Raw genomic sequence first — 18245 nt, 5'->3', positions numbered from 1 at the left:
TCGCTCGATGTCGGCCTTCATGAGGCTGACGACGGATGCCAAAGGTTCAACGCGGTCCCATGACGGCGATGGCTTCGCCTCCTCGCGGTCCTATTGCACGAGATCGGCAACGATGGTCGCGGCCTTGAGGCCGGTGCCGGTGAGGACCGCGACCGTGGTCTCGTTCGCCTTGATCGCACCGGTGGCGGATAGTTTGTCCAGCGCGGCGGCAGCACTTGCGCTGGTCGGCTCGGCGAACAGGCCCTGCCGCGCCAAGCGCCGCAGCGCGGCGACGATCTCATCCTCGGTGAGCGCGACGGTGCCGCCGCCGCTCTCGCGCAACGCGCCGATGATTTCGCGCAGGCGCAGCGGATGCTTGATCGCGGTGCCTTCGGCGATGGTCTTGTTCACCTCGCGCACGACAGGCGTGTCGACGCCCGCCTTGAAGCTCGCATCGACCGGCGAGCAATTGAGCGGCTGCGCCGCAAACAGCCGCGGCAGCTTGGTGATCTGGCCGGCTTTCAACAGCTCACGGAAACCAAAGGCGCAACCCAAAAGGCTGCTGCCGGCGCCGACGGGGACGATGACGTTGTCGGGGGCGCGGAAGCCGAGGTCCTCCCAGATCTCGTAGGCGAGCGACTTGGTGCCTTCGAGAAAGAACGGCTGCCAATTGTGGCTGGCGTAGAAGGTCTGTTGCGACTGCCGGATGGCCTCGGCCTCCGATTCCTCGCGCGGGCCCTCGACGAGCTGCACCGCCGCGCCATAGGCGCGGACCTGCGCGATCTTGGCCGGTGACGTCGATGCCGGCGCGAGAATCTTCACGCGCATGCCGCCGGCGGCACCTAACCCCGCCATCGACGAGCCGCCATTGCCGGACGAGTCCTCCAGAATGGCGTCGACGCCGATCTGCCGCAGGAATGACAGCATCACCGCGGAGCCGCGGTCCTTGAAGCTGCCGGTCGGATTGAACCATTCGAGCTTGAAGAACGGGCGCAGCTCGCCCCAGGCCTGCTGCACCAGCGGCGTGCAGCCTTCGCCGAGCGTGATCGGAGTCTTGATCTCGACCGGCAGCGCCGCCCGGTAGCGCCAGAGCGAGCGCGTGCGCGGCTCGATGTCCTCGCGCGACATCCCGGCCCCCGGCGTCACCAGCAGCGGCGTGCGCTCCTCCGAGCACCAGCGCGGCTGGTCCAGCGGATAGAGCTTTCCGTTGCGGGGATCGATGTAGGCGGCGGCGGGCATGGCGGTCTCCAAGGAAGGCGATAGGGCAGAGGCGATCTGTACGTTGGGTTTGATGACACGTTTTGTCGGGAAACTCGACGCCCGGCGCGCCAACCGTGCGGCGCCTCTTGAAAACGTGAAAACCATAATTAGTTCATTAGCTTACTTCGATGGCGGTGAGGTCCGCCAGTGCGGTGGCGTGGCACTCGGGCAAGCGCTGCCGGATCGCGGGATGACCGGAATTTGGCCGCGAGCCGCCCTGCCCCGCGCAGCACGATTAACTTGTCTGTCGCGACTGCCCGCTACAATATGTTGGATTGAGCTCGCGCCGCCGCTGTTCCGCATCGGCAGCGCGACGAGCCAAGGCCCGTCCAAGCGGCGGGCCGTTGGCTTTTTAGGAGTTTGGTCATGAGCCGCGCGAACCGTACCGACCACATCCGCCTCACCTCCCATCCGGAGCCGGGCCGCAAGGCCGCCTTCCCGATCCACTGGGGCGCCGCCGACGCGCGCGCCCGCGGCCCGATCATCGGCACGGTGTCGCGCGCCGGGGATCGCAACGTGATCGGCAGCCATGGCGGCTCCTATGCGATGTACCGTGCGCTCGCGGTCTCCGCCGGCGCGCTCGACCCGATCCGACGTCCCGATCTCACCAACACCTTTCCGGCCGCCACCATCGGCCCGTTTCCGCAATGGAGCGATCCCGCCAAGATCGTCGCGCTTGATCCCTGGGGGCATCTCGTCGCCGAAAATTTCGGCAAGGACATCGCCGAGGGCATCGACATCAGGCCGAGCATCGCGGTGACGCGGGCGCGGCTGGACCTGCCGGAGATCCGCGAGGCGCTCGCCGCCAAGCGCCTGCGCGCCGACGGCGACGTCGTGCATGCCAATGGCAGCGTGTCGGTGGTGAAGATCGCGATCGATCCGGTCTGGTATCTGCCGGGCCTTGCGGAGCGCTTTGCCACCAATGAGACCGAGCTGCGGCGCACGCTGTTCGAGCAGACCGCCGGCATGTTCCCTGAGCTGGTGACCCGGCCGGACATGAAGGTGTTTCTGCCGCCGATCGGCGGCACCACCGTCTACATGTTCGGCGATGTGACAAAACTGCCCGACCACCGCACGAAGATCACCTGCCGCGTGCATGACGAGTGCAACGGCTCCGACGTGTTCGGCTCCGACATCTGCACCTGCCGTCCCTACCTCATTCACGGCATCGAGGAATCCGCGCGTGGCGCGCAGGAGGGCGGGCTCGGGCTCGTGATCTACAACCGCAAGGAAGGCCGCGCGCTCGGCGAGGTCACGAAATTCCTGGTCTACAATGCGCGCAAGCGCCAGGAGGACGGCGATGCCGCCGCCGCCTATTTCGAGCGCACCGAATGCGTCGCCGGCGTCCAGGACGCGCGCTTCCAGCAATTGATGCCTGATACCATCCACTGGCTCGGCCTGAAGCGCATCGACCGCTTCCTGTCGATGAGCGACATGAAGCATGACGCGCTGACCTCGCAGGGCATCGACATCGTCGAGCGCGTGCCGATCCCGCCCGAGCTCATTCCCGCCGATGCCTATGTCGAGATCGCCGCGAAAAAGGCCGCCGGCTATTACTCCACCGACATTGCGCCGGAGAAAGACGTCGACGGCGTGGTCGGGCGTTCGCTGGAAAAATACTGATCGATTGATGGCAGACGCTTTGGAATTGCAGGCCCGTTCGCTGCTCAGTGCAGCAGCGGTTCGCGCGCGTGCCGGCGAGATGTTCGAGATAGGCCTGAATGGCGGGCTGACGTACTTCACCATCGATCTCGATCGCATGGACGGCGTTGCCGATGCCGTGCTCGCAGTGACGCGCAAAGCCTATCCCACTTTGGAAATCCCGTTTCATGCGCGGTGGCGCCATTTCGTGCTTGGCGGCGTCGACCGTTGGGCGCGGCTTGCGGATTCGGCGTCATGGCCCGATCGCGCGGCACGGGCACGCGCGGAGTTCGATCTTGCCATCGTCAGCGTGCTGCTCGACGCCGGCGCCGGTGCCGTCTGGCGATACCGCGACGCCGTGACGGGACAGAGCATCGGCCGATCCGAAGGACTCGCGATTGCAAGTCTCGACATGTTCGCGAGCGGTCTTTTTTCCCGCGATCCCCGCGCGCCCTTCAGGGCCGATGCCGACATCCTTGCTAAACTGCCCCTCGCCTCCCTCACCTCCGCCTTTCAGGTGAGCGATGCCAATCCGCTGCTCGGGCTCGAGGGGCGGACCGATCTGCTGCAGCGTCTGGGCAGGCTGGTGGCGGAGCGCGCGGACGTGTTCGGCGCGCACGATAAGCCGCGGCCGGGCGGATTGTTCGATCACATCGCGGCGCAAGCGAAGGGCGGCGCGGTTCCGGCACCCGCGATTCTGTCGGCGGTGCTGAACCAGCTCGGACCGATCTGGCCATCGCGACTGGAGCTTGCCGGAATTGCGCTCGGCGATTGCTGGCGCCATCCGGCGATCAGGGCCAGCGATGCAACCTCGGGCCTCGTGCCCCTGCACAAGCTGTCGCAATGGCTGAGCTATTCGCTGATCGAGCCGCTGCAGCGCGCCGGATTTGACATCACCGACATCGACGGCCTGACCGGGCTTGCCGAATATCGCAATGGCGGCCTGTTCGTCGATCACGAGGTGCTGCGCCTGCGCGATGCCGCCGACGCTGAGCGTGCGCATGCGGTGGACTCCCTGCTCGTCGTCGAGTGGCGCGCGCTGACCGTGGCGCTGCTGGACCGGCTCGCCGAACTGGTCCGCGCCAAACTCGGCCGCACGCCTGAGACATTGCCGCTCGCCAGCATTCTGGAAGGCGGCACCTGGGCCGCGGGCCGCGCCATCGCCTTCGCGCGCCGCCCCGATGGTTCGCCGCCGCTCAAGGTGATCAGCGACGGCACGGTGTTCTAAACCCTCTCCCCCTGTGGGAGAGGGTGGCTCGCCGCGACAGCGGCGAGACGGGTGAGGGGTTGCTTCCGCGAGAGCATCTCTCACTGGCGTTCGCGGAGACGACCCCTCATCCGGCGCGCGTTGCGCGCCACCTTCTCCCGCAAGGGGAGAAGGGAAGAAAGGCATCCCGTCATGCAAGGCGTCACGATCGTCGATCATCCGTTGGTGCAGCACAAGCTGACCCTGGTGCGGGACAAATCGATTTCGACCAAATCGTTTCGGGAGCTGATCAAGGAGATCGGCATGCTGCTGTGCTACGAGGTGACGCGCGATCTGCCGCTCGCCGATACCGTCATCGAAACGCCGCTGGCGACGATGCACTCGGCCAAGATTGCGGGCAAGAAGCTGGTCTTCGTGCCGATGCTGCGCGCCGGCACCACCTTCGTCGACGGCATGATGGATTTGGTGCCGACTGCGCGCGTCGCACATATCGGCCTCTATCGCGAGCCGCACAGTTTTGCGGCGGTCGAGTACTTCTTCAAATCGCCGTCCGATCTCGGCGAACGCCTGGCGATCGTGGTCACGCCGGTGGTTGCGACCGCCAACACGGCTGTGGCCGCAATCGACCGGCTCAAGGAGCGCGGCGCCAAGGACATCCGCCTCGCCTGCCTAATCGCCGCCCCAGAAGGGCTCGAACGGCTGCGCGGATTGCATCCTGACGTCCCGATCTGGACCGCTGCGGTCGACGAAGGTCTCGACGAGAACGGCTTTATCCTGCCGGGCCTCGGCGACGCCGGCGACCGCGCCTACGGGACGCGATAAGCGTCGGCCTGCAAACCGCGTCACGTTAGGAACAGCTTCGCTCGCGCAAGGTTTTCCTGCTCTACGATGGAGAGCACGATGACCTATCAGGATGACCGCAGGGCAGACAGAGCACGCCGCAACAGCCCGGTGGGCTGGGCGATCGGCGCGATCTTCGTGATCGCCGTGGTCGCGGCCGTCTTCTTCTACAATGGACGCGACGTCGGTCCGCAGACGACCACCAGCAGCCCGAACAACGCGCCGAGCGTCACCACGGGCTCGACCAATCCGGCCGCCCCGGCAAAGTGATACGCCCCGATCCGTCAGGTCGGCGGCCGCGGCGGCAGATCCTTCGCGTCCGCGGGCGCGGGCTTCTCCTTGAGGTCGGCGATCAACCGTTCCATTTCGCCGATCTCCCGCACCTGGGCTTCGATAATGTCGTCGGCCAGCTTGCGGACTCGGGGATCCCTGATGTGCGCACGCTCGCTGGTGAGAACCGCGATGGAATGATGCGGGATCATCGCCTCCATATAGGCGACGTCGGTCACGGTCTGCTGGCTTCGAACGAGCCAGAGCGAAACCGCGAACACGACGGCGCTGGCCGCCAGAATGGCGACGTTCGCCGTACGGTTCCTGTACATGCCCCACATGAAAGCGAGCATCACGGCGGCCATGACTGCGCCCATCAGCAACGCCATCCACGTCCGGGTCTGGCTGTACCAGACGTGATCCAGAGCGAAGGTGTTGAGATACATCAGACCGAACATGATCACGGTGGAAGCCACGATCATCGTGACGAAACGACTGTAAGCCATGAGGAACTTCCCGCTGTCTATCGGGGGATAACCAGACCCCGACGGATCGTTCCTCACCGACGGATGATTTGGCGCGGGGCCGACGCGTCGGCGGCAAGAGATTCAGATCTTGCCACTGCCGCAGATCCCCTTCAGCGCCTGCCACTCCGCATTCGTCAGCAGCGGCGGGCCGCTGGCGGGGCGATCCTCTTTCGTCATGCGCGCGAGGCGGTCCTCGGTCAGCGGATGGCTCGCCAGGATCGACGTGAGGCCGCCGCCCTCCTTGCCGGTGATGCGGAACATCAGTTCCGCCGCGGGTTTGGGCGAGCGGCCGAGCTTGTGCATGATCTCGATGGCAAAACTATCCGCGGCGGTCTCGGCCTCACGCGAATAGGAGGCCTCGACCACGCTGCGCGAGGCGAAGATCACGGCGCTCGAGCCGGTGACGTCGCCGAACAACAGGCCGATCAGGAACGAGGTGCCGCCGTTGTAGATCAACCCGCGCATGTTGTCGTAATGCTTGAGATGACCGAGCTCGTGGGCGAGGATGCCGGCGAGTTCGTCGGGACTTTCAGCCTTGTCGAGCAGACCCTTCAGCACGAACACCTTGCCGCCCGGCAGCGCGAACGCGTTCGGCACCGGGGTCGGCAGCACGCCCGCGGTCATCGAATCGTCGTCGAGGCCGGCGGCATCACGCAGCCGGTTGACGAGCTTGACGAAGGCCGCCTTCCCCGCCGCATCCTCGCACGCATTGCGGCCGAAGATGGTCTTCACCTGAACCTCCGACGCATCGCCAATACGCCGCTCGATCGGTTTCGGCACCAGCGGCGCGAGGCGGTCGGCAGCGAGCGGCACGCCGAACAGCACGACGCAGACGATGGGGACGGCGGCAGCCATCGACCAGCCGACGATTTTTGCGACGCCGCGGCGCGAGGTCTGGTGGTCGTCGAGCCGCATGCAGCGCGCGGTCACGTCTGAGGCGAGCAAAGCGTCGCGGATTTCCAGCCGCGCCAGCGGCGGCGCGGAAGCGCAGGCGAGCCGCAAAATGCCGGGCGGGCTGTCGGCACGGCGGATGTCGGCATAGTCCCAGCGAACGGGCGTCGCACCCTCTTCGAGGATCTCGAGCGCGTCACTGAGCGTCAGCGCCACCTGCCGCCTGCGGCTCGACACGCCGTCGAAGAAGATCGTCGGCTTTGCGGATTGCGCCGGGGTCTCAGCGAATACGTCACTCACAGCTCAGAATCCCGCGACATCGAGTCCATCGGCAAAGCCTTCGCCGAGCGCGCTGGCAAGCTCGGCGCTGCCGCGCACATCCGCGGCTGCGGCGATGTTGTGCACATCGACGGTTTCCAGCACCTTGGCCCAGAGATCGCGCTGGAGATAGACCCGCATGACGATGTTGAGGGCCAGGGCGAGAGCGAGATAGCCGACGACCATCATCACCAATGTCGGGATGCTCTTGCCGGCATTGCCGGGCCCCAACGCCTGCTCGACCGAAAGGCCACTCAGGGTGACCACGAGCATGGTCGCTCCGCCGATATAGGCGGCGAAGATGGCCGAGAGCAGCGTCCACCAGCCGATCACTTTCCAGTACAGGCCGTAGAATGCATTGTGCGGCAGTTGCGAGGACAGGCTGACGTCGCCGATGCGGATACCGTCGAGCCACCAGCGCCACTCGCGCGCCTTGAATTCGGCATAGAAGAAAGGCGCCAGCGGAAAGATCACCATTGCGATCGGGCTCAGCAGCCACAGCCACCAGGCGCGCTTGAAGAACGTCCAGCCATTGCCCGCGAAATCGCCGCGCAAATCGCCGTAATGGGTGTGCCGCATCTTGTAGCGTTCGAGCGAGGCCTCGCGCCAGGGCAATGCGAGCCCGAGCGTCAGGAACACCAGCAAGCCCCACAGCATGGCGCGGAACGAATAGGCCCAGCCCGATCCGTCCATCCAGAACCGCACGCCGCGCCAGACCGTGCGCGTCAGCCGATAGCGCCGCGCGCGAAAAATCGCAAACTGACCGAAGGCGTAGAAGCTGATGAACAGCGGCGTCGAGGCAAAGCCCTGCCAGCGCTCGAACTCGATACCGACGAGGAAGTAAGCGAGGTAGATCGGCACCAGGATCGCGAGCGCGAACAGGAAGCCGACCAGAAGCTCCTTGGCCCGTCCGGTATATTCGGCGGCGTCGCCATCAACCGCGGTGTTCGCCCACAGATGGCGGCGGATGTCGGTGACGAGCCAGAACCGGTAGAAGCCGAAGGTGACGAGCTCCAGCATGGCACCCTTGGTGACCAATTTGCGAAACTCGGTACGGTTGCCGGTGAAATCGACCCGCGTGGGCGGCAGCGGCGGGGGTAAGGGTTCGGAGCCGATGGGGGCCCATTGCATGTCGTTCACGGCGGCAACCTCGGGGTGCGGACCTGGTTCGATCAAACTTATAGATCAGAGATTAGTCGATCCCCAAGATGGGCGGGTTCGATTTGGCTCGATTCCGGTCGGTTTCTGGCACGATTCCACGACCGAGGGCGTGCGCGAGATCACGTTGTTAAATCAACAGCCTCGTAGCCCGGATGGAGCGCAGCGCAATCCGGGACAGCGTCAATGGCCGCCCGAATCCCGGATTTCGCTTCGCTCCATCCGGGCTACATCACACCGATGTGGCAAAACTCGCCCTTGCTCCGGCGCAGACAACCGGCTGTAATTGCAAATCAAATACCGCAGCGCAGAATTCAACGAGAACGCGCGGTTCATGTCAGGGAGAGCGGTCATGCATGGGACCATCGAAAGCGCGGCGAAGCTCGACGCGTTACGCGCACGCGCAACGTCACTGCCGCTGGAGCAGTTCGATCCGGGCGACCCCGAGCTGTTCAGGACAGATACGTTCTGGCCCTATTTCGATCGCCTGCGCCGCGAAGATCCCGTGCACTATTGCAAGGACTCGATGTTCGGCCCGTATTGGTCGGTGACGCGCTACAACGACATCATGGAGATCGAGACCAATCATTCGGTGTTCTCCTCGGCCTCCTCGCTCGGCGGCATCACCATCCGCGACATCGATCCGGAGCTGCGCCGCGAGAGCTTCATCTCGATGGACCCGCCGCGTCACGGGGCGCAGCGCAAGACCGTGGCGCCGATGTTCACGCCGACGCATCTGGATAATCTCGCGCTGAGCATCCGCAAGCGCTCGGCCGAGTGCCTGGACAATCTGCCGCGTGGCGAGGTGTTCGACTGGGTCGACCGCGTCTCGATCGAGCTCACCACGCAGATGCTCGCCGTGCTGTTCGACTTCCCCTGGGAGGACCGCCGCAAGCTGACGCGCTGGTCGGACATCGCGACCACCATTCCCGGACCCGACGGCCTCGTCGCCACCGAAGACGAGCGTCAGGCCGAGCTGACGGAATGCGCGGGCTATTTCGCGCGGCTGTGGAAGGAGCGCATCGAGCAGCCGCCCAAGAGCGACCTGTTGTCGATGATGGCGCATGGTGCCGCGACGCGCGACATGGACGCGAAAAACTTTCTTGGCAATCTCATCCTTTTGATCGTCGGCGGCAACGACACCACTCGCAACACCATGTCCGGATCGCTCGACGCACTCAGCCAGCATCCGGAGCAATATCGCAAGCTGCGCGAAAACCCCGCGCTGCTCGACAGCTTCGTACCGGAAGTGATCCGCTGGCAGACGCCGCTGGCCCATATGCGCCGCACCGCGCTTGCGGACTTCGAGTTCCGCGGCAAGCAGATCAAGAAAGGTGACAAGGTCGTGATGTGGTACGTTTCGGGCAACCGCGACGCCGACGCGATCGAAAAGCCCTACGAATTCATCATTGACCGCGCCCGCCCGCGCACGCATCTCTCGTTCGGCTTCGGCATCCACCGCTGCGTCGGCTTGCGGCTTGCCGAACTCCAGCTCAAGATTATCTGGGAAGAGATCCTCAAGCGATTCGACCATATCGAGGTGGTCGGCGAACCCAAGCGGGTCTATTCGAGTTTCGTAAAGGGTCTCGAAACCTTGCCGGTGAAGATTGCGGCTTAGATTCGCAAAGATGAGTTCGACACGTCCACAAGGAAGCTGCGCCCCCTCTCCCGCACGCGGAAGAGGTTAAGCAAGCAACTGGAGCAACCACCATGAACATCCAAGCGCCGGTTCAAGTGGACAAGGCCGAACGCATGCGCAGGGCTCGCGAGGAGGCCTATGCGACCCCGCTGGCGCAGTTCCACCCGGGCGCGCCAAGGCTGTTCCAGGATGACACCCTGTGGCCGTGGTTCGAGCGGCTGCGCAAGGAAGAGCCGGTGCATTACTGCACCAACGCGCCGATCGAGCCGTATTGGTCGGTGGTGAAGTACAACGACATCATGCATGTCGACACCAACCACGGCCTGTTCTCCTCTGACTCGACGCTCGGCGGCATCGGGATCCGCGACGTGCCGGAAGGTTATGACTGGCCGAGCTTCATCGCCATGGACCAGCCGCGTCATTCGTCGCAGCGCAAGACGGTGTCGCCGATGTTCACGCCGACTCATCTGGACGAGCTGGCAAAACTGATCCGCCAGCGTTCGCAGACCGTGCTCGACAATCTGCCGCGCAACGAGACCTTCAATTTCGTCGAGCGCGTCTCGATCGAGCTGACGACGCAGATGCTCGCCACCCTGTTCGACTTTCCTTGGGAAGAACGGCGCAAGCTGACGCGCTGGTCCGATGTCGCGACCGCGCTGCCCAAAAGCGGCATCGTGGCCTCGGCCGAAGAGCGCCGCCGCGAGATGGACGAATGCTACGCCTACATGTCCAAGCTCTGGAACGAGCGCGTCAACTCCGCCCCGCGCAACGATTTGTTGTCGCTGATGGCGCACAACGACGCCACGCGGTTCATGGATCCCGACAATCTGATGGGCAACATCATCCTGCTCATCGTCGGCGGCAACGACACTACGCGCAACACCATGACCGGCTCGGTGCTGGCATTGAACGAGAACCCGGAGCAGTATGACAGGCTGCGCGCCAACCCGGAACTGATCGATTCCATGGTGCCCGAGGTGATCCGCTGGCAGACCCCGCTCGCGCATATGCGGCGCACTGCGCTGCAGGACACTGAAGTTGGCGGCAAGCACATCAAGAAGGGCGACCGCGTCGTGATGTGGTACGTCTCGGGCAACCGCGACGAGGAGATGTTCGAGCGGCCGAACGAGTTCGTCATCGATCGCCCGCGGCCGCGCACCCACCTCTCCTTCGGCTTCGGCATCCACCGCTGCGTCGGCATGCGCCTCGCCGAGCTCCAGCTCAAGATCGTCTGGGAAGAGATGCTGAAGCGCTTCGACCGTATCGAGGTGGTCGGCGAGCCCAAGCGGATCTATTCGAGCTTCATCAAGGGATACGAGTCGCTGCCGGTAAGGATCCCGGGGTAGGCTCATCCTCCGTCATTGCGAGGAGCCCTTGCGACGAAGCAATCCAGACCGCCACGGCGGAAAGATTGCTGGATTGCTTCGCTGCGCTCGCAATGACGAGGTTTTGGCGGCACATGCCCGCCAAACTGGCGGCGCACGAACCCAGCTATAAAATTCCGGCATGACAGCTCGCACAACATGCGATGGGTCGCATACGGCCTTCTGTCCTAAACCGCACCGGCACATCTAACTCAACTTGATGTCCCACACGCCGTCCTTGCGGCAGGCGGCGACTTCCTCGCGCAGGAGGGCGGTGACGGCGACCGAGGCCGTCGAGACCGGACGGTCGATCGGAGAGGCAAATATGAGCTCGCGCGTCATCGGCTTCGAGACGACGGCCGTTTCCAGCCGCCCGTCCGCGACCTCGGCGTGGACCGACGAGGGCGGCAACAGCGCGAAGCCGAGGCCTTCCTCGACGAGGCTCGTGAGCACGCGGAACGAATCCGCCTCGAGCTGGACGTTGAGCTTGATCTTGCGTTGCGCCGCCGCGTGCTCGATCAGCGCACGGAGACCATGGGAATGACTGGGCAGCACCAGCCGTTGCCGCAGCAGCCAGCCGACATCGACGCTCTTCTTGCGCGCCAGGCCACAACCGCGCGGACCCACCGCGACGATGTTGTCGCGCCCCAAGCTCTCCACGTTGAGATGCAGATCGGCGGAGCGGCCGTAGAGGATGGCGAGATCCATCTCGCCGCGATGCAGCCATTCGACCAGATGGCCGCTGTAGCTCTCGACGATGCGCAGCGAAATGCCGGGAAATTTTTCGACGCAGCGCCGCGCGAAGCGCGCCGACAGCACGCAGCTCACGGTCGGGACCAGGCCGAGCACGACCTGGCCGGACGGCGGCCCCTTCGACGACTGGATGTCGTCGCGGATCTGGTCGATCTGCCGCACGATGCCCGAGGTGCGCGCCAGCAACAGGCGGCCGGCATCCGTGAGCACCATGCCGCGGCCGTTGCGGGTGAACAATTCCGTGCGCAGCTCGTGTTCCAGCAGCTTGATCTGCCGGGAGAGCGCCGGCTGCGCCACGCGCAACGTATCGGACGCCTTGGAGAGGCTGCCGAGCTCCGCCACGCAACTGAAGGTCCTGAGCTGACGGAAATCCATGCTTGCCAATCCTGGAAGGCTACTCCATACGCTATAGCAAATGAGCATAGGGGGCTGGCATTGTTTTCACAACGCCAGAGGATCGGCCGGCGTTATCTTAACTGCCGCACCCAACTGGAAACGCCATGAGTGAAGAACACCACACCGAAGATCACGCCGACATCCGCGAAGCCGTCGCAAAGCTCTGCGCGCAGTTTCCCGGCGAATACTGGCGCAAGCTCGACCGTGAGATGGCCTACCCCACGGCGTTCGTCGACGCGTTGACGCAGGCCGGCTATCTCTCGGTGCTGATCCCCGAGGAATATGGCGGCGCCGGGCTCAAGCTTTCGGCGGCCGCCGCGATCCTCGAAGAGATCCAGCGCGCGGGTTGCAACGGTGGCGGCTGCCACGCCCAGATGTACACGATGGGCACCGTGCTGCGGCACGGCAATGACGAGCAGAAGGCAAAATACCTGCCGAAGGTCGCGAGCGGCGAATTGCGCCTGCAGGCCTTCGGCGTCACCGAGCCGACCAGCGGCACCGACACCACCTCGCTGAAGACCTTCGCACGCAAGGACGGCAATGCCGGCTACGTCGTCAACGGCCAGAAGATCTGGACCAGCCGCGCCGAACATTCCGACCTGATGCTGCTGCTGGCACGGACCACGCCGAAAGACCAGGTCAAGAAGCGCACCGACGGTCTTTCGGTGTTCATTGTCGACATGCGTGAAGCCAAGAACAAGGGCCTCGAGATCCGCCCGATCCGCACCATGATGAACCACGCCACCACCGAAGTGTTCTTTACCGACATGAAGGTGCCGGCGGAGAATCTGATCGGCGAAGAAGGCAAGGGTTTTCGCTACATCCTCTCCGGCATGAATGCCGAACGGATCCTGATCGCGGCCGAATGCGTCGGCGACGCCAAATGGTTCATCGCCAAGGCCACCAACTATGCCAAGGAGCGCAGCGTTTTCGGCCGGCCGATCGGCCAAAATCAAGGCATCCAGTTCCCGATCGCGAAGGCCTACGCCGCGATGCGCGCGGCCGAGCTGATGGTGAAGGAAGCCACGCGCAAATACGAAGCCGGGCTCGACTGCGGCGCGGAGGCCAACATGGCAAAAATGCTCGCGGCTGATGCGTCGTGGGAAGCGGCCAATGCCTGCGTCCAGACCCATGGCGGCTTTGGATTTGCAGAGGAGTACGACGTCGAGCGCAAATTCCGCGAGACGCGGCTCTACCAGGTGGCGCCGATCTCGACCAATCTCGTGCTGTCCTTTGTCGCCGAGCATGTGCTCGGCATGCCCCGCTCGTACTGAGGCAGCATCATGGGAGCTCTTGACGGGATCAGGGTGATTGCGGTCGAGCAGGCGGTGGCGGCGCCATTCTGCTCGTCGCGGCTGGCGGATGCCGGCGCGGAGGTGATCAAGATCGAGCGGCCCGAAGGCGATTTCGCCCGCGGCTATGACGCGGCGGCCAAGGGCCAGAGCAGCTACTTCGTGTGGCTCAACCGCGGCAAGCAATCGGCGGTAGTCGATCTCGCCACCAAGGAAGGCTGCGCCGAGCTTGAGAAGCTGATTGCCAGCGCCGACGTGCTGATCCAGAATCTCAAGCCGGGCTCGATGGACAAGCTCGGCTTTTCGCGCGAGCGGCTATTGAAGGACTATCCCAAGCTGATCTCGTGCACGATCACCGGCTATGGCGACGAGGGCCCCTATGCGCACCGCAAGGCGTACGATCTGCTGATCCAGGCCGAGAGCGGCCTTGCCTCGATCACCGGCAATCCCGACGGTGCCTCACGGGTCGGCATGTCGATCGTCGATGTCGCGACCGGCGCGACCGCGCATGCGGCGATTTTGGAAGCCCTGATCGGACGCGGGCGTACCGGCAAGGGCGCCGACATCCGCATCTCCATGTTCGACGTGATGGCAGACTGGTGCACCGTGCCGCTGCTCAACTCGGAAGCCGGCAATCCGCCCAAGCGCATGGGCCTGCGCCATCCCTCGATCGCGCCCTATGGCGTGTTCACGTCGAGCGACGGCAAGGACATCCTGATCTCGATCCAGAGCGAGCGCGAGTGGAAGACGCTCTGCACAAAGGTGCTGGACCAGCCGGATCTGCCTGCCGATCCGCGCGTTGCCAACATGGTCGAGCGCGTGCGCAACCGCGACTTCACCGACAAGACAGTCGCGGATGCCTTTGGCAAGATGACGCGCGATGAGCTATTGAAGCGACTGTCCGATGCCGATATCGCCTTTGCCGAGGTCAACACCATGGCCGACCTCACCAAACATCCGCATCTGCGCCGCATCGAGGTGGACACGCCGCAGGGACGTGTCAGCTACCCCGCGCCGGCGCCGATCATTGTCGGCGAGACGCGCAGCTATGGCGCGGTGCCAGGGATCGGCGAACGACCGGTCAAGAAATCATAACAACAAGAGCGAGGCGTCATGACCGGGAAGCTCGACATCGATCATCTCAGGCAGTGGATCGGCCGCAGCGAAGAGGCCACCGACATCGTCACCGCGCAGCTCGTCAGGGGCCTGCGCGCGACGCTGTTCCAGGAGGTCGGTTCGCCCAAGGCCGGCGATGCGGCGCCGTTCACGGTGCATTGGTGCCTGGCGCAGCCGGTGTTTCCGATGTCGATGCTCGGCCCCGACGGCCACCCCACCCGCGGCGGCTTCCTGCCGCCGGTGCCGCTGCCGCGCCGGATGTGGGCCGGCGGCGAGATCGAGTTCCTGCAGCCGCTGCGCGTCGGCGATGAATCGACGCGGACCTCGCGCATCGCCGACGTGCAGGTGAAATCAGGATCGACCGGCACGCTGTGCTTCGTCTCGGTCGAGCACAGCATCTCCTCGCCGCGCGGCGTCGCCATTCGCGAGCGGCAGGACATCGTCTATCGCGAGATGACGACGACGCCTGCGCCGGCAAAGGCGCCGCCTCCGCCGCCCAAGGCGCAGCATCGCGAAACGCATGTCTCCGATCCCGTGCTGCTGTTCCGGTATTCCGCGCTGACCTTCAATGGCCACCGCATCCATTACGACCGCGACTACGTGACCAAAGTCGAGGGCTATCCGGGCCTGATCTTCCACGGGCCGTTGCAGGCAACGCTCATCATCGAGATGGCGGCGAAGCTGCGCGGCGGCAAGCCGCCGAAGAAGTTTACCTATCGCGGCCTCCAGCCGCTGTTCGAAGGTTCGGAGTTCTCCATCAACGCCAACGAGACCGCTGATGGCATGGAGCTGTGGACCGCGAACGCGGAGGGGCAGCCGACGATGAAGGGGACGGCGGTGTGGTGATAGTCTCTCCTCGTCATTGCGAGGAGCGAAGCGACGAAGCAATCCAGACTGTCACCGCGGCGGCATTCTGGATTGCTTCGCTGCGCTCGCAATGACGGGTGGGTTAGCAGCCCGACAAACATCAGGGAACGGAAACCATGGCGAAGAACGGCAAGACCGGCAGCAAATCCGTCACCGTCAAGCAGGCGACGCTCGACCTGCTGCGCTCCTTCGGCATCAGACGCGTGTTCGGCAACCCAGGCTCGACGGAGCTGCCGTTCCTGAGCGACTGGCCCGACGACATCGACTACGTGCTGGCCCTTCAGGAAGCCTCCGCGGTCGGCATGGCCGACGGTTATGCGCAGGCGACGCGCAATGCCGGCTTCGTCAATCTGCATTCGGCCGCCGGCGTCGGCAATGCGCTCGGCAACATCTATACCGCGCATCGCAACCAGACGCCGCTGGTGATCACCGCCGGCCAGCAGGCGCGCTCGATCCTGCCGTTGCAGGCATTCCTCTATGCGGAGCGTGCATCCGAATTCCCGCGGCCTTATGTGAAGTACAGCGTGGAGCCGGCGCGGCCTGAGGACGTTCCGGCCGCGATCGCGCGCGCCTATTACACCGCGATGCAACCGCCCTGCGGGCCGACTTTCGTCTCGATCCCGGTCGACGATTGGGCGCATGCGACAGCTCCCGTCGAAGCCCGCAAGGTCAGCCGCGAGATGGCGCCTGAGGCTGACGCGATGAAGGCGCTGATCACCGCGCTCGGTTCGGCCAAGCACCCTGCCCTCGTCGTCGGCCCCGGTGTCGATCGCGCCGGCGCGGTCGATTTGATGGTGCGCGTGGCCGAGAAGGCCAGGGCCAGCGTCTGGGTCAGCCCGTTTTCGGCGCGCTGCTCGTTCCCGGAACGCCATCCCCTGTTCGCGGGCTTCCTGCATGCCTCGCCGGCGCAATTGTCGGATGCGCTGCGCGAGCACGACCTCGTCGTCGTGATCGGCGCGCCGGTGTTCACCTTCCACGTCGAAGGTCACGCCGCGATCTTCGACGGCGGCGCGACGATCTTCCAGATCACGGATGACCCGGATGCCGCAGCGGTGACGCCGGTCGGAACCAGCATCATCGCGACGATGAAGCCGGCGCTCGCAATGCTGCTCGAGCTCCTGCCCGAGAGCAAGCGCGCGGCACCGAAGGGGCGAACGCTGCCGCCCGGCCCGCAGGCCGGCGATCCGCTTCCGGTCGAATTCCTGCTGCATTCGCTGTCGCAGGCGATGCCGGATGGCGCGTCGCTGGTCGAGGAAATCCCCTCGCACCGGCCGGCGATGCAGAAGTTCATGCCGATGCGCGGCCAGGACAGTTTTTACACCATGGCAAGCGGCGGCCTCGGCTATTCGCTGCCGGCCGCGGTCGGCATGGCGCTCGGCAAGCCAAAGAGCCGCACGGTGTGCCTGATCGGCGACGGCTCGGCGATGTATTCGATCCAGGCGCTCTGGACCGCCGCGCAGCGCAAGCTGCCGCTCACCATCGTCGTCATCAACAATTCCGGCTACGGCGCAATGCGCTCGTTCAGCCAGGTGATGCAGGTGAGGAACGTGCCGGGGCTCGAGCTGCCGGGGATCGATTTCGTCCGGCTCGCCGAGGGCATGGGTTGCCATGCGGTGCGGGTGAGCAAGGCAGCCGAGCTTGGCGAGGCGCTCAAGGGCGGGATGGCATTCGACGGGACCAGCCTGGTGGAGGTGGTCGTGGATTCGGCGGTGCCGGTGCTGTACGGGCAGAAGCATTAGGGACGCACGGTATATCCACATCGTCGTCCCGGCGAAGGCCGGGACCCATACCGCGTGATCTATCGATTGCGCGCATTGATAATCCCGAACAATCAATCTTCGCCAAATTACTCCCTGGGGTTATGGGTCCCGGCTCCCGTGCGCAATTGCGCACTAGGCCGGGACGACAGCGAATGTTTGGCACGACCGTCCGCAACTACGACGCCAGGAATCCCCCATCCGCCGCCAGCACATGCCCGACGACATACGACGACGCGTCGGACGATAGCCAGACCACCGCCTCGGCCACCTCCTCCGGGCTCCCCATCCGCCGGAGCGGCAGGCCGGCGGCGACGGTTGCGACATCGCCGACCCCGGCGCGCAGCATCATGTCAGTGACGACGCGGCCAGGTGCGACGGCGTTGATGCGGATGCCGCGTGGAGCGTTTTCCATCGCAGCAGAGCGTGTCAGCGAGATCGCTGCAGCTTTGGATGCCGAGTAGAGAGAGAAGCCGGGATTGGGATTGCGCACGCCGCTGACGGAGGCGTTGACGACGATGCTGCCGCGGCCTTGCGCGAGCATGACCGGCAATTGATGGCGCAGGCACAGGAACAGCGCGCGGACATTGGTGTCGAACACGCTATCGTAGACATCGGTGCCCTGCTGCTCCAGCGGCGCGCGGCGCTCCTGGAAGCCGGCATTGTTGAAGGCGACGTCGAGCCGGCCGCAACGCTCGACCGCCGTGCCAACCAGGCGCGCGACTTCGTCCTCGCGCGTGATGTCGGTCTTGATCGCGATGGCGTCCGCACCGAGTTCGCGGCACGCCGCGCTGGTGGCGTCGATCTCGGCTTCGCGCCGGCCCGCCACGACAATCGCCTCCGCGCCTTCGGACGCCATTCGCAACGCCGTGGCACGGCCGATGCCACTGCCGCCACCCGTCACCAGGCAGACCTTGCACCTCATCCGCTCGCCCGTTGGCAAAGTTCCGGTCATGGCTCACTCCAAAAC

Annotated in this window: 17 protein-coding genes; 11 read left to right on the top strand and 6 right to left on the bottom strand. The window is 64.9% G+C overall.

Annotated features, from left to right (window positions below; translation table 11 throughout):
• Positions 1 to 90: 90 nt before the first annotated feature.
• A complete protein-coding gene (locus AC0L3U_RS35135) occupies positions 91 to 1218 on the bottom strand; it encodes a threonine synthase (protein ID WP_473364745.1) in 1128 nt (375 codons plus the stop codon).
• Here AC0L3U_RS35135 and AC0L3U_RS35130 point away from each other — a divergent pair.
• The 5 genes from AC0L3U_RS35130 to AC0L3U_RS35110 all read left to right on the top strand — a co-directional run bounded on the left by AC0L3U_RS35130 (position 1217) and on the right by AC0L3U_RS35110 (position 5197).
• Entirely contained in the window at positions 1217 to 1609 is a 393-nt protein-coding gene (locus tag AC0L3U_RS35130) for a hypothetical protein (RefSeq protein ID WP_473364744.1), read from the top strand. The two genes, AC0L3U_RS35135 and AC0L3U_RS35130, sit on opposite strands and share 2 nt — an antisense overlap.
• Entirely contained in the window at positions 1606 to 2862 is a 1257-nt protein-coding gene (locus tag AC0L3U_RS35125; protein WP_473285069.1) for a GTP cyclohydrolase II, read from the top strand. The genes AC0L3U_RS35130 and AC0L3U_RS35125 overlap by 4 nt, the downstream gene beginning before the upstream one ends.
• A 7-nt stretch (positions 2863 to 2869) precedes the next feature.
• Positions 2870 to 4108: a URC4/urg3 family protein gene (locus AC0L3U_RS35120; RefSeq protein WP_473364743.1), complete on the top strand. Its 1239-nt coding sequence runs from the start codon at positions 2870 to 2872 to the stop codon at positions 4106 to 4108.
• A gap of 171 nt (positions 4109 to 4279) precedes the next feature.
• Positions 4280 to 4909: a uracil phosphoribosyltransferase gene (upp, locus tag AC0L3U_RS35115; RefSeq protein WP_027520210.1), complete on the top strand. Its 630-nt coding sequence runs from the start codon at positions 4280 to 4282 to the stop codon at positions 4907 to 4909.
• Between the two features lie 78 nt (positions 4910 to 4987).
• Positions 4988 to 5197, top strand: a complete 210-nt coding sequence (locus tag AC0L3U_RS35110; RefSeq protein ID WP_473346900.1) for a hypothetical protein — start codon at positions 4988 to 4990, stop codon at positions 5195 to 5197.
• 14 nt (positions 5198 to 5211) lie between these two features.
• Here the strand turns inward: AC0L3U_RS35110 and AC0L3U_RS35105 are convergent, their stop codons facing one another.
• The 3 genes from AC0L3U_RS35105 to AC0L3U_RS35095 form a co-directional block, all read right to left on the bottom strand.
• The gene (locus AC0L3U_RS35105) at positions 5212 to 5703 is read right to left on the bottom strand and encodes a DUF305 domain-containing protein (RefSeq protein ID WP_473346902.1); all 492 of its coding nucleotides are present in this window, start codon (positions 5701 to 5703) and stop codon (positions 5212 to 5214) included.
• Between the two features lie 102 nt (positions 5704 to 5805).
• Positions 5806 to 6915 (bottom strand): M48 family metallopeptidase, encoded by a 1110-nt coding sequence (locus AC0L3U_RS35100; RefSeq protein WP_473364742.1) that lies wholly within the window; start codon positions 6913 to 6915, stop codon positions 5806 to 5808.
• A 3-nt stretch (positions 6916 to 6918) separates the two neighbouring features.
• Entirely contained in the window at positions 6919 to 8064 is a 1146-nt protein-coding gene (locus tag AC0L3U_RS35095) for a DUF898 family protein (RefSeq protein ID WP_473347306.1), read from the bottom strand.
• A 379-nt stretch (positions 8065 to 8443) separates the two neighbouring features.
• Between AC0L3U_RS35095 and AC0L3U_RS35090 the strand changes: the two genes are divergently transcribed.
• Both AC0L3U_RS35090 and AC0L3U_RS35085 read left to right on the top strand, forming a co-directional pair.
• Entirely contained in the window at positions 8444 to 9709 is a 1266-nt protein-coding gene (locus tag AC0L3U_RS35090) for a cytochrome P450 (protein WP_473364741.1), read from the top strand.
• Positions 9710 to 9801: 92 nt separating this feature from the next.
• Positions 9802 to 11076, top strand: coding sequence for a cytochrome P450 (locus AC0L3U_RS35085; RefSeq protein WP_473251247.1), 1275 nt, complete (start codon positions 9802 to 9804; stop codon positions 11074 to 11076).
• 225 nt (positions 11077 to 11301) lie between these two features.
• Here the strand turns inward: AC0L3U_RS35085 and AC0L3U_RS35080 are convergent, their stop codons facing one another.
• On the bottom strand, positions 11302 to 12222 hold the full coding sequence (locus AC0L3U_RS35080; RefSeq protein WP_354167852.1) for a LysR substrate-binding domain-containing protein: 921 nt from the start codon (positions 12220 to 12222) through the stop codon (positions 11302 to 11304).
• Between the two features lie 125 nt (positions 12223 to 12347).
• On the opposite strand from AC0L3U_RS35080, the gene AC0L3U_RS35075 reads away from it, so the two are divergent.
• The 4 genes from AC0L3U_RS35075 to mdlC all read left to right on the top strand — a co-directional run bounded on the left by AC0L3U_RS35075 (position 12348) and on the right by mdlC (position 17257).
• Positions 12348 to 13517 (top strand): acyl-CoA dehydrogenase family protein, encoded by a 1170-nt coding sequence (locus AC0L3U_RS35075; protein ID WP_456767898.1) that lies wholly within the window; start codon positions 12348 to 12350, stop codon positions 13515 to 13517.
• Positions 13518 to 13526: 9 nt separating this feature from the next.
• Entirely contained in the window at positions 13527 to 14630 is a 1104-nt protein-coding gene (locus AC0L3U_RS35070) for a CaiB/BaiF CoA transferase family protein (protein ID WP_473364740.1), read from the top strand.
• 18 nt (positions 14631 to 14648) lie between these two features.
• Positions 14649 to 15497 (top strand): HTD2 family dehydratase, encoded by an 849-nt coding sequence (locus tag AC0L3U_RS35065; protein ID WP_473364739.1) that lies wholly within the window; start codon positions 14649 to 14651, stop codon positions 15495 to 15497.
• Between the two features lie 137 nt (positions 15498 to 15634).
• Complete coding sequence (gene mdlC / locus AC0L3U_RS35060; RefSeq protein ID WP_473364738.1) at positions 15635 to 17257, top strand: benzoylformate decarboxylase; 1623 nt, start codon at positions 15635 to 15637, stop codon at positions 17255 to 17257.
• A gap of 196 nt (positions 17258 to 17453) precedes the next feature.
• Here the strand turns inward: mdlC and AC0L3U_RS35055 are convergent, their stop codons facing one another.
• On the bottom strand, positions 17454 to 18230 hold the full coding sequence (locus AC0L3U_RS35055) for an SDR family NAD(P)-dependent oxidoreductase (protein WP_473364737.1): 777 nt from the start codon (positions 18228 to 18230) through the stop codon (positions 17454 to 17456).
• Between the last annotated feature and the right edge of the window lie 15 nt (positions 18231 to 18245).

The sequence above is a fragment of the Bradyrhizobium sp. Kon69 genome, from assembly GCF_055807515.1.
Note: the sequence above shows the minus strand (reverse complement) of the source record. Positions and strands in the feature narration are given on the sequence as shown.

What these genes read in the sequence shown, in the direction of transcription:
- AC0L3U_RS35130 (WP_473364744.1), top strand. Translation starts at nt 1,217, where the DNA reads ATGGCGGTCTCCAAGGAAGGCGATAGGGCAGAGGCGATCTGTACGTTG.
- AC0L3U_RS35135 (WP_473364745.1), bottom strand. Translation starts at nt 1,218, where the DNA reads ATGCCCGCCGCCGCCTACATCGATCCCCGCAACGGAAAGCTCTATCCG.
- AC0L3U_RS35125 (WP_473285069.1), top strand. Translation starts at nt 1,606, where the DNA reads ATGAGCCGCGCGAACCGTACCGACCACATCCGCCTCACCTCCCATCCG.
- AC0L3U_RS35120 (WP_473364743.1), top strand. Translation starts at nt 2,870, where the DNA reads ATGGCAGACGCTTTGGAATTGCAGGCCCGTTCGCTGCTCAGTGCAGCA.
- upp (WP_027520210.1), top strand. Translation starts at nt 4,280, where the DNA reads ATGCAAGGCGTCACGATCGTCGATCATCCGTTGGTGCAGCACAAGCTG.
- AC0L3U_RS35110 (WP_473346900.1), top strand. Translation starts at nt 4,988, where the DNA reads ATGACCTATCAGGATGACCGCAGGGCAGACAGAGCACGCCGCAACAGC.
- AC0L3U_RS35105 (WP_473346902.1), bottom strand. Translation starts at nt 5,703, where the DNA reads ATGGCTTACAGTCGTTTCGTCACGATGATCGTGGCTTCCACCGTGATC.
- AC0L3U_RS35095 (WP_473347306.1), bottom strand. Translation starts at nt 8,064, where the DNA reads ATGCAATGGGCCCCCATCGGCTCCGAACCCTTACCCCCGCCGCTGCCG.
- AC0L3U_RS35090 (WP_473364741.1), top strand. Translation starts at nt 8,444, where the DNA reads ATGCATGGGACCATCGAAAGCGCGGCGAAGCTCGACGCGTTACGCGCA.
- AC0L3U_RS35085 (WP_473251247.1), top strand. Translation starts at nt 9,802, where the DNA reads ATGAACATCCAAGCGCCGGTTCAAGTGGACAAGGCCGAACGCATGCGC.
- AC0L3U_RS35080 (WP_354167852.1), bottom strand. Translation starts at nt 12,222, where the DNA reads ATGGATTTCCGTCAGCTCAGGACCTTCAGTTGCGTGGCGGAGCTCGGC.
- AC0L3U_RS35075 (WP_456767898.1), top strand. Translation starts at nt 12,348, where the DNA reads ATGAGTGAAGAACACCACACCGAAGATCACGCCGACATCCGCGAAGCC.
- AC0L3U_RS35070 (WP_473364740.1), top strand. Translation starts at nt 13,527, where the DNA reads ATGGGAGCTCTTGACGGGATCAGGGTGATTGCGGTCGAGCAGGCGGTG.
- AC0L3U_RS35065 (WP_473364739.1), top strand. Translation starts at nt 14,649, where the DNA reads ATGACCGGGAAGCTCGACATCGATCATCTCAGGCAGTGGATCGGCCGC.
- mdlC (WP_473364738.1), top strand. Translation starts at nt 15,635, where the DNA reads ATGGCGAAGAACGGCAAGACCGGCAGCAAATCCGTCACCGTCAAGCAG.
- AC0L3U_RS35055 (WP_473364737.1), bottom strand. Translation starts at nt 18,230, where the DNA reads ATGACCGGAACTTTGCCAACGGGCGAGCGGATGAGGTGCAAGGTCTGC.